Source organism: Reyranella sp., assembly GCF_036558665.1.
GTDB lineage: Bacteria > Pseudomonadota > Alphaproteobacteria > Reyranellales > Reyranellaceae > Reyranella.
Map to the genome: position 1 here is coordinate 1 of NZ_DATBFE010000138.1, position 10,500 is coordinate 10,500.

Below are 10,500 nucleotides of genomic sequence, written 5' to 3' on the forward strand. Positions count from 1 at the left end.
ACGCGATAGAAATGGAGATCGCCCTTGAACACGCCCGGCCCGCCCTGCATGTACATCCACAGCGTCTCGTGGCGATGAACCGGCGGGCTCTGCGGCGCGATCAGGCCCGAGACCAGCGCGGCGCAGACCTCGCCGCCGTGGATGTCCGGCCGATGCAGCCATGACGTGTCGTACCAGGGCTGCTGGAAGTCCGCCGCTTCGAGGGCGATCAAGGCCCGGAACTCCCGGGCGTGCGCGATCGCGAGGTTGAGCACGACGCGGCCGCCGATCGAGCAGCCCATCACCACCGGCCGGTCGAGCTCCATCGCCCGGCAGAAGGCGCGGATGGCGGCGGTGTAGCTTTCGGTCGTCAGCCGATATTCCTGGCACTCCCAGCCCTCCGGCGGCGTCGATTTGCCGTGCCACGGCATGTCGAAGGCGAGCACGCGAAAGCGCCGCGTGATCTCGGGATCGGCCAGCAGATGCCGATACTGGCGGCCGTCGGCGCCGGCGGTGTGCAGGCAGACGAGCGGAATGCCCCGGCCGGCTTCCTCGAAATAGAGGCGGTGAGGAATGCCCTCGATCTCGGTGCGCAGATAGCGGCCGACCATGGGATCGAGCTTCGGCGCCACAGTCAGTCCGTCTCCGCCGCGCGGCGCGGCAGCGCCAGGAGGTCCTTGAAGTACTGCAGGTTCTGAAGCAACGGACGCAGGTCGCCTTCGATGGAAGCCGCGCCGCGCTTGGTCAAGGCGAACAGGTCGTGCCAGCCGGGCTCGGGGATCGCTTTCCAGTGGTTCGTCCACGCCTCGTCGGTGGCGCGAACCGTGAAGGCGGTGGAGCGCATCAGCCGGTCGCCGCGGTCGAGTACCGCCAGCGCACCATCGCGGATCGCGAGGAAGAATGGTTCGGGCCCTATGTCGACGCGGCAGTCGACGCCGAGCCAGCGGCCGCGGCGCAGGAGATCGGTGTCGGCGGCAAGCAGGCGCGGCAGCGCGGCGAAGCGGTCCGCGGGCGACATTCAGACCACCCGGTCGGCCCGCAGCTTCTCGATGGCGGCCGGGTCGTAGCCGAGCTCCCGCAGGATCTGGTCGGTATGCTCGCCGAGCTTGGGCGCGCGCGTGCGGATGGAGAGCGGCGTGCGCGAGAGCTTAACCGGCTCCTGCAGCACCGGCACCGGCTTGTCGGCGCCGGGGAACTCCATGTGATGGAAGAAGCCGGCCTCGCGGACGTGCGGATCGTCGAGCGCCTGCTGCGGCGTATAGATGGCACCCGCCGGGATGCGGTTGGCTTCGAGCTCGGCCAGTGCCCCGGCGACGGTGCGCCCGGCACACCATTTCTGCATGATCTCCGACAGCGCCTCGCCGTTGTCGCCGCGTGCCAGATCGTCCTTGAAGCGCGGGTCCTTGGCGAGACGCTCGTCGCCCATCAGCTTGCACCAGCGCACGAACAGCGGCTGGCCGATGGTCATGGCGTAGATCCAGCCGTCCCGGCATTTGAAGGTGTCCGAGGGGCCCGCGGTGAAGCCGCGGTTGAGCGTGGCCACCCGGTTGAGGTCGAGCATCGCCTGCTCGATCAGATGGCCGTTGGCGATGTTGATGGCGGTGCGCAGCAGCGCCGTCTCGACCTTCTGTCCTTGGCCGGTCCTGGCGCGATCCATCAGCGCGGCGAGCACGCCCACTGTCGCCAGCAGGGCCGAGCTGAAATCGACATAGGGTGTATTGGCGCGTGTCGGCACCTTGCCGTCGCCGGACAGATACATGGCGCCCGACATCGCCTGGCCGATCGTGTCGAACCCGACGCGCGTGGCATAGGGGCCTTCCGAGCCGAACGTCGAGTTGGTGGCGAGGATGATGCGCGGATTGATCGCCGAGATGGACTCGTAGTCGATGCCCATCTTCCGCAAATCTTCGTAGGGCAGGTTGGCGATCACCACGTCCGAGACCGCCACCAGCTTCCTCACGATCTCGCGGCCGGCCGGCTTCATCGGATTGAGCGTGAGGCCGAGCTTGTTGCGGCCCATCTGGAGGAACATCGCGCCTTCGCCGCCCTTCGTGACGGGCGTCACCCAGCGATCCTCGCTGCCGTCGAGCTTCTCGACGCGGATCACCTCGGCGCCGAGATCGCCCAGCATGGTGCCGCAGAAGGGCCCGGCGATGTACCGGCCAAAATCAAGAACGCGTATTCCTTCGAGAACGCCCGGCATGTGTTGTCCACCTCAAAGATTTCCTCCCCGACGAAGTCGGGGAGGTGGTCGCGTAGCGACCGGAGGGGTCAGAGCAGCGTCGCGACGGCCCATGACCCCACCGGCCCTTTGGGCCACCTCCCCAGCAAGCTGGGGAGGAGAAACGACAGTCAATCGAAGAACGTGTTCGGCTTCAGGAAGAAGGCGAGGACGAGGCAGCCTTCGTCGGTCCAGGCATCATGGCGGCTGCCGGCCCGGCGCCAGACATAGTTGCCGGCGGTGCAGGCGCCGTCGCGGTCGATGAGCGATCCCTGCAGGACATAGCTCTGTTCGATCGCGACATGCTCGTGATGCGGCAGCCGCGCGCCCGGCGCCCAGCGCATCAGCACGGTCGACATGCCGGTCACCTTGTTCTCCATCAGCGTCTTCGACTCGATGCCGGGGAAGCGGGTCGGCAGCCACGGCAGGCCGGCGATATCGACATAGGTCGAGTCCGGCGCCACGTCGACCCGTGCGGCCTCGGCGTTCATGCCGCCACCTTCTGCGCCGCCTTCTGCTTGGCGGCCTTGAGCGTGCCGCCGCGCATCACGTGGCCGGGCAGGGGCCGGCCCACGATCTGCTCGGCGAGCTTGGCGACCTCGATCAGGCGCTCGACGTCGAGGCCGGTCTCGATGCCCATCTCCTCGCACATATAGGCAAAGTCCTCGGTGCAGATGTTGCCGGCGGCGCCGTCGGTGGCGGCGAACGGGCAGCCGCCGAGACCTGCGACGGAGGCATCGAAATCGGTGACGCCCAGCCGGAGGCCGGCATAGGCCGACGGCAGGCCGGTGCCGCGCGTGTCGTGCAGGTGGAGCGAGATCTCGAGCTCCGGCCACTTGTCGCGGACAGCGCCGACCAGGCGTTCGACGGAAAGCGGCGTCGCCCAGCCCATCGCGTCGGTGAGCTTCATGCCCTTGAGCTCGAAGCCCGCCAGCTCGGCCTCGTCGAGGACCTGCTTGCAGCGCTGCAGGATCAATTCGGTCGAGAGCTCGCCCTCGTAGTTGCAGCCGAACGCGCCGAGCACGACGCCCCACTTCACGGGCATGCCGCGCTGCTTGAAGGTCTCGAGCGACAACCGCTGCTCGACCAGCGAATCGGCCACCGACTTGCCGATGTTCTTGCGCGAGAAGGTCTCGGACGCGGTGATGCGCACGCTGCCCTCGACGTCGAGCGGCCCGCGCAGCGCGCGCTCCAAACCCTGCTGATTGAGGTAGAGCGCACTGTAGTGGATGCCGGGCTTGCGATGGATCGCAGCCGCCACTTCCTCGGCATCGGCCATCGTCGGCACGCGCTTGGGATTCACGTAGGAGACACAGGCGATGTGCGTGAGTCCGGTTTCGGCCAGGGCCTCGATCAGGCGGACCTTGTCGGCCACCGGGATCATCTTCTTCTCCGACTGGAAGCCCTCGCGAGGGCCTTCCTCGTTGATGCTCACGCGCTTGGGCAGGTCGGACATGGCAACACTCCTTCGAGGATCAACCTTCTTCTTCCTGGAACGCCTCCTCGCGCGCCCGCTTGATGCTCGGCAGCGCCATGAGCAGCAGCAGGACGGCAGTAGCGATCAGCAGGCCGAGGCTGATCGGCCTCTGTATGAACACTGACGGATCGCCACGCGAAAGCAGCATGGCGCGCCGGAAATATTCCTCCATCTGCGGTCCGAGCACCAGCCCGAGAAGGAACGGCGCCCCTTCGCAGCCGAGGCGCGAGAAGATGTAGCCCATGACGCCGAAGATCGCGACCTGATGCACGTGGAACGTGCTGTTCGCCAGGCTGTAGGCGCCGATCGAGCAGAACAGCAGGATCGCCGGCGACAGGAAGCGGTAGGGGACCGTCAGCAGCTTCACCCACATCCCGATCATCGGCAGGTTGATGACGACCAGCATCAGGTTGCCGATCCACATCGAGGCGATCATGCCCCAGAACAGGTCGGGCTTCTTGGTCATGACCTCGGGGCCGGGCTGGATGCCCTGGATGATCATCGCGCCGACCATCAGCGCCATCACGGCGTTGGACGGGATGCCGAGGGTGAGCATCGGGATGAACGAGGTCTGCGCCGCCGCGTTGTTCGCCGATTCAGGCGCCGCCACGCCTTCGACGGCGCCCTTGCCGAACCTCTCGGGAGTCCGGGAGATCTTCTTCTCGAGCGTATAGGACGAGAAGGCGGCCAGGGTCGGCCCGCCGCCCGGCAGCACGCCGAGGATCGAACCGAGGCCGGTTCCCCTGATCGCCGCCGGGATCGCCCGCCGCATCTCCTCCCGGGTGGGCCACAGCGACGATACCTTGATCGCGCCCGAGCGCGTCATCTTGCGCTCGAGGTTGACCACGATCTCGGCGATGCCGAACAGACCCATGGCGATCGGCGCGAAATCGATGCCGTCGCTCAGTTCCGGGACGTCGAAGGTGAAGCGCTGGGCGCCGGTGTTGACGTCGGTTCCGACCAGCCCGAACAGCAGGCCGAGGAAGACCATCGCGATCGCCTTCAGGACCGAGCCGCTGGCCAGCACGACGGCGGCCACCAGGCCGAGCGCCATGAGGGAGCAGTAGTCGGACGGCCCGAATTTCTGCGCCATCTGGGTCAGCGGCTCGGCGAACAGCACGATGATGACCGTGCCGACCGTGCCGGCGAAGAACGAGCCGAGGGCCGAGATCGAGAGCGCGGCGCCGGCGCGCCCCTGGCGCGCCAACTGGTAGCCGTCGATGCAGGTCACCACCGAGGAGGATTCGCCGGGCAGATTGACCAGGATCGACGTCGTCGAACCGCCGTAGGCGGCGCCGTAGTAGATGCCTGCCAGCATGATCAGCGCCGCCACGGGCGGCAGATGAAAGGTGATCGGCAGCAGCATGGCGATGGTGGCCACCGGGCCGATGCCGGGCAGCACGCCGATCAGCGTGCCGACCATGCAGCCGACGAACGCATAGAACAGGTTCTGCAGGGAAAAGGCGACCTGCAGGCCGAGGCCGAGATGGTCGAGCATCGCCATCCTACCAAACCCCGTTCAGCACGGCGATGTTCATGCCAAGGCCGACCTTGAAGACGAGCACGCACAGGATCGCCAGCACGACGATGTTGGCGAGGACCTCGGTCAGCTTGAATTCGCTGCCGCCGAGGGATGCCAGCAGGACCAGCGCGGCGAGAGCAGGCAGCAGGCCGGTCGTCTCGAACAGCAATCCGAAAACGACGATGCCGATGGTCACCATCGTGATCGGCCGCAGCCTCGGCGTTTCGACGGGCTCGCTGCCCTTGAGCAGGGCGATGCCGGCGATGATCAGGCCGAGCACCAACAGGATGTAGGACAGCATGTTCGGGACATATCCCGGGCCCATGCGGACCGTCGTGCCCACGGCCAGATGACGCCCGAAATAGAGCGTCGTCAGGCCGAAGGCGATGAACATCACCCCGGACAAGAAGTCCTTGCTCAGGAATCGATCCAACGATGCCTCCCCACTGCACGCACTGTCGCGGTGATTTTGGGCCCAGCGAGCCGAGTCTGCATCGTAGATAACCATAGGTCAGCCGGTCCGCCCAAGCGCCAAGTTGCGTCCGCATCCGCATCCGCATCCGGATGCGGATGGCGGAGATGGCACGCGGGAACCACCGCGTCCGGCCGCCGGATCGTCGAACTCGACCGCGAGGTGTCGCGAAAACGAGTAGAGTCCTCGCGCGTCACATGCCGGTGCGCCGGCTGGAGGACAGGAATGGCGGACCAAGCGACGGGCGAGGCGACGACTTCCGCTCGGCCGGATGCCGATGGGGTTCCCTCGATCGGCCTGGTCGGCCTGTGCTGCCTGGCGCTGGTCGTCGGCGTGGTGACGGGCTTCGGCGCCGTGGTCTTTCGCGACCTGATCGGGCTGATCCACAACGTGATGTTCCTCGGCCAGTTCGCTTTTCGCTACGACGCCAATCTGTTCACGCCGCCTTCGCCCTGGGGATGGATGGTCATCCTGGTGCCGGTCGCGGGCGCGATCGTCGTCACGTTCCTGGTGACCACTTTCGCGCCCGAGGCGCGCGGCCACGGCGTGCCGGAAGTGATCGATGCGATCTACTACCAGAGCGGCATCATCCGGCCGGTCGTGGCGATCGTGAAGTCGCTCGCGTCGGCCGTGTCGATCGGCAGCGGCGCGGCAGTGGGACGCGAGGGGCCGATCATCCAGATCGGCTCGGCGCTCGGCTCGACCCTCGGCCAGATCATTCGCATGTCGCCCGGCCAGCGCATCATCCTCGTGGCGGCCGGCGCCGGCGCCGGCATCGCCGCCACCTTCAACACGCCGATCGGCGGCGTGCTGTTCACGATCGAGCTGATGATGCCCGAGATGAGCGTGGCGAGCTTCCTGCCGGTGGCGCTGTCGACCGCGGCCGCCACCTTCATCGGGCGCTTCTTCTTCGGCGTGGCGCCGGCATTCTCGGTGCCCGAGCTGGCGCCGCTCCCGATCGATCTCTCGTCGGCGCTGACGCTCGGGATCTATGCGCTGCTCGGCATCGTCGTCGGCATCGCCGCGACTCTTCTGATCCGCGGCCTGCATTTCTTCGAGGACGTGTTCGACAAGATCGATCACCCCTATCTGCGCCACGGCTTCGGCATGCTCCTGGTGGGGCTGCTGATCTACGGCCTGCAGAGGACCCTCGGTCACTACTATGTCGAAGGGGTCGGCTACGCGACGGTAGAGGCGATCCTGTCGGGCGGGGTGACGGCGCCGGCCCTGCTCCTGCTGCTGTTCTTCTGCAAGCTGTTCGCGACCTCGACGAGTCTCGGCTCAGGTGCCTCCGGCGGAGTGTTTTCGCCGTCGCTGTTCCTCGGGGCCACGATCGGCGGCGCCTTCGCGGCGAGCCTCAATGCACTGCATCTTCCGATCGCGCTCAGTGTGCCTTCGTTCGCCATGGTCGGCATGGGCGCGATGGTGGGCAGCGCCACTGGCGCGGCCATGATGGCCGTGACCATGATCTTCGAGATGACCCGCAACTACGACATCGTGCTGCCGATGATCCTGGCGGTGGCGGTCAGCATCGGTGTGCGCCGGCTGATGTCGCGCGAGAACATCTACACGCTGAAGCTGTTCCGCCGCGGCCACGTCATTCCCAAGGCGCGCCACGCCAACATGTTTCTCGTCCGCCATGCGAGCGAGGTCATGGACAAGGACATCGTCATCGCTTCGCCTGATTCGGGGTTCGACGAGCTGCTGGCGCGGCCCGACAACGACGGCCGGCTGCGCCACGTCGTCGTCGCCGACGACGACGGCCACATCGTGGGTGTCATGCGCGTCAATACCGCCCTGCGGCCGGCCTCGGGCGGCATCCAGCCCGGCGCCGCCTTGCGCACGCTCGCCAGCCGCAATTTCACCATCGTGCGCGAGGACGAGGTCATGTTCGACGTCATCCGACGCATGTGGCGGCGCAGTGCGACCATGGCGCTCGTGACGAGAGGGCGGGGCGTGCCGCGTGCAACCGACGTCCGCGGGGTCATCACCAAGGAGCATGTGGCCGATTCCGTGGCCAGCAGCATCGAGGTCTATCCGGCCGCCGGCTGACCGCTTCCGGCATGTTGCATGCCCGCGACCGGGCGAGCAAACTCCGCCCCGGTAAACGCTCGTTCAGGAGCTCTTGGTGGCGAGAAAAGGCGCGGACTATATCGGCACGATGGAGGTGCAGGAGAAGCACCGGTTCGATCCGCAGGCGCTGGCCCGCTTCATGGCGGCACATGTGACGGGGTTCAAGGCGCCCGTGCAGGTCGAGCAATTCAAGGGCGGTCAATCGAACCCGACCTATCGCCTGACCGACGGCGCCGGCCGTCGCTATGTCCTGCGCCGCAAGCCGCCGGGCAAGCTCCTGCCGTCGGCCCACGCCGTCGACCGGGAATTCCGCGTGATCTCGGCCCTGAACAGGACCGACGTGCCGACGCCGCGCGCCTACGCCCTGTGCGAGGATGACGGCGTCGTCGGCACCGCGTTCTACATCATGGAGTATTGCGACGGCCGCGTACTGTGGGATCCCCTGCTGCCAGAGGTCGCCAAAGAGGGCCGCCTCGCGGTCTACAAGGCCAAGTTCGAGACACTCGCGAAGCTGCATGCCGTCGACTACGTCGCTCTCGGCTTGGCCGATTTCGGCCGTCCCGGCAGCTATGTCGCGCGCCAGATCTCGCGCTGGGGCAAGCAATACAAGGCTTCCGAGACCGAGAAGATCGAGGCCATGGACAAGCTCCTCGACTGGCTGCCGGCGCATCTGCCGGCCAACGACGAGACGGTGCTGGTGCATGGCGACTATCGCCTCGACAACATGATCTTCCATGCAAGCGAGCCGCGCGTGCTCGGCATCATCGACTGGGAGATCTCGACGCTGGGCGATCCGCTGGCCGAGCTGTCCTACCTCTGCATGTTGTGGCGCACGCCCAAGGACTGGGGCGGCCTCGCCGGTCACGATCTTGCCGCGCAGGGTCTGCCGGCGGAGCGGGAAATGGTCGCCTGGTATTGCAAGCTGTCGGGGCGGGCCGTGCCCGATCCGACGCTCTGGGAATTCTACATGGCCTACAATCTCTTTCGCGTGTCCTGCATCCGGCAGGGCGTCTATGCGCGATCCCTCGACGGGACCGCGTCCAACGTTCGGGCCGCCGAGTCGGGCAAGCTGGTGCGGCCGGCGGCTGATCTCGCCTGGAAGCTGGTGCGCGACATGGCGGGAGCCGCACCATGAGCAAGCGCCGGACGATGCGATCGGTGTCCTCTGCCTCTGCCGTCGGTGAAAGGGAGGCGCGGCCGCCGGTGGAGGCGATCCGCACCGCCGCCTTTCGCCAGTTCGCCGAGCGCGGCTATCCGGTGGTCACGGTGCGTGACATCATGAAGGCCTGCGGGCTGACGCAGGGCGCCCTGTACAACCACTTCCGCTCCAAGGACGAGTTGCTGCACGACATCATCGCCTCGACCCAGGCGGAGCTGGAGCGCGTTTGCAAGCAGGCCATAGCGGAGGCCGGCGACGATCCGCGCGGCCAGCTCGCCGCCTTCGTTCGGGCCTACGTCGTGCGGCATTGCCGGCTGCGGGTCGAGGCGCTGGTCGCCAATCGCGAGATCAGCTGGCTCGATGCGAGCCGTGTTTCGGACATCCGTCGGTCGCGCCGCGCCATCCGCGATGTACTGGTCGCCATTCTGGCCGCAGGCCTGGAGCGCGACCTGTTCGTCCTGCCCAAGGTCGACGGGCGCGAGGATCTCAAGACCGTCGCGATGGCCCTGCTCGACCAGTGCACGCATGTCTCCATGTGGTATGGTCCGGGCGGCCGCCTCGCCGAGGAGCAGATGGCGGCGCTCTATGCGGAGATGGCCTTGCGCTCGGTGGGAGCCACGCCGCCGACCAGTTGAGAGACGGAGTCGCCTGCATGCCGGTGCGCCTCGCGGCCGTCGCTGTCGCCCTGTTCGCGGCCGCCTGCGCGCCTCCGTCGGGCGCTGCGCCGCCGACCGCTCCGACCGTCGAGCGGCCGGTATCGTTGCCGCCGATGGCATCGGTGCCGGCCGCGGGCTGGCATGCGATGCTGGTGGGCGGCGACGACAGCAGTCCGGCGTTCGACAACGCCGTCGATACCCTGCGCGAGCGCCTCGCCGCTCTCGGTGTGCGCACCATCCGCACGTTCACGGCAGATCGTGCCGCCGGCGGCGGCCTCGCGACCTCGACCAACGTTCGCGACGGGTTGCGCACCGTGGGCGGCGATGCCTGCTTCGTCTACATCACCAGCCATGGCGAGCCGCGCGGCTTCTTCCTGCGCGCCGACCGCCGCATCTTCGGTCCGCCGGTTCTCGACCGGGCGCTGTCGGAGAGCTGCAGCAGCGTGCCCACGGTGCTGGTGGTGTCGGCCTGCCACAGCGGCGCTTTCATCAACGCCGAGACCCGCCGGCCCAACCGCATCATCCTGACCGCCGCCGCCCTCGACCGCACCAGCTTCGGCTGCGGAGCGGATGACGATTATACTTATTACGACCAGTGCTTCCTGCAGCAGCTCGACACGGCCCATACCTGGCGCCAGGTCGCGGCGGGCACGAAGTCCTGCGTCGAGAGGCTGGAACGCAGGCTGGGCGTGCGTCAGGAATCGCATCCGCAGGCCTTCTTCGGCGCCGCGGTCGCGAACCTGCGCCTGCCGGGCCGGTAGGCTTCCGAGAGCTCCTGGCTCAAAGTCCGTCGGAGTCGACATGACTTCTCCTCCCCATCGCGGAGCGCGATGGGGAGGTGCCCGCAAAGCGGGCGGAGGGGTCGTGAATTATCGACCGAATGCCCACGACCCCTCCGGCCCTTTGGGCCACCTCCCCAGCTTTCGCTGGGGAGGAATGAT

The 10,500-nt window shown here is 67.3% G+C and carries 11 protein-coding genes; 4 read left to right on the forward strand and 7 right to left on the reverse strand.

Translation table 11 applies throughout. The annotated features are described in order from the left end of the window. From VH499_RS20100 to VH499_RS20130, 7 genes are all read right to left on the reverse strand, one after another. Nucleotides 1–611: alpha/beta hydrolase (locus VH499_RS20100; protein ID WP_332054532.1), on the reverse strand; the 611-nt coding region annotated here is incomplete at its 3' end. Nucleotides 612–613: 2 nt separating this feature from the next. Further along, entirely contained in the window at nucleotides 614–997 is a 384-nt protein-coding gene (locus tag VH499_RS20105) for a hypothetical protein (protein WP_332054533.1), read from the reverse strand. Continuing rightward, nucleotides 998–2,182, reverse strand: coding sequence for a CoA transferase (locus tag VH499_RS20110; RefSeq protein WP_332054534.1), 1,185 nt, complete (start codon nucleotides 2,180–2,182; stop codon nucleotides 998–1,000). 149 nt (nucleotides 2,183–2,331) lie between these two features. After that, entirely contained in the window at nucleotides 2,332–2,691 is a 360-nt protein-coding gene (locus VH499_RS20115) for a cupin domain-containing protein (protein ID WP_332054535.1), read from the reverse strand. Beyond that, nucleotides 2,688–3,656, reverse strand: coding sequence for a hydroxymethylglutaryl-CoA lyase (locus VH499_RS20120; protein ID WP_332054536.1), 969 nt, complete (start codon nucleotides 3,654–3,656; stop codon nucleotides 2,688–2,690). The genes VH499_RS20115 and VH499_RS20120 overlap by 4 nt, the downstream gene beginning before the upstream one ends. 19 nt (nucleotides 3,657–3,675) lie before the next feature. After that, complete coding sequence (locus tag VH499_RS20125; protein WP_332054537.1) at nucleotides 3,676–5,181, reverse strand: tripartite tricarboxylate transporter permease; 1,506 nt, start codon at nucleotides 5,179–5,181, stop codon at nucleotides 3,676–3,678. A gap of 1 nt (nucleotide 5,182) precedes the next feature. Next, on the reverse strand, nucleotides 5,183–5,632 hold the full coding sequence (locus tag VH499_RS20130; protein WP_332054538.1) for a tripartite tricarboxylate transporter TctB family protein: 450 nt from the start codon (nucleotides 5,630–5,632) through the stop codon (nucleotides 5,183–5,185). A 264-nt stretch (nucleotides 5,633–5,896) separates the two neighbouring features. Here VH499_RS20130 and VH499_RS20135 point away from each other — a divergent pair, with 264 nt between their 5' ends. The 4 genes from VH499_RS20135 (at nucleotide 5,897) to VH499_RS20150 (ending at nucleotide 10,320) form a co-directional block, all read left to right on the forward strand. Further along, the gene (locus VH499_RS20135) at nucleotides 5,897–7,723 is read left to right on the forward strand and encodes a chloride channel protein (protein ID WP_332054539.1); all 1,827 of its coding nucleotides are present in this window, start codon (nucleotides 5,897–5,899) and stop codon (nucleotides 7,721–7,723) included. Between the two features lie 109 nt (nucleotides 7,724–7,832). After that, nucleotides 7,833–8,879, forward strand: a complete 1,047-nt coding sequence (locus VH499_RS20140; RefSeq protein WP_414709816.1) for a phosphotransferase — start codon at nucleotides 7,833–7,835, stop codon at nucleotides 8,877–8,879. After that, nucleotides 8,876–9,538: a TetR/AcrR family transcriptional regulator gene (locus tag VH499_RS20145; protein WP_332054541.1), complete on the forward strand. Its 663-nt coding sequence runs from the start codon at nucleotides 8,876–8,878 to the stop codon at nucleotides 9,536–9,538. The genes VH499_RS20140 and VH499_RS20145 overlap by 4 nt, the downstream gene beginning before the upstream one ends. A gap of 17 nt (nucleotides 9,539–9,555) precedes the next feature. After that, the gene (locus VH499_RS20150; RefSeq protein ID WP_332054542.1) at nucleotides 9,556–10,320 is read left to right on the forward strand and encodes a C13 family peptidase; all 765 of its coding nucleotides are present in this window, start codon (nucleotides 9,556–9,558) and stop codon (nucleotides 10,318–10,320) included. Nucleotides 10,321–10,500 lie beyond the last annotated feature (180 nt).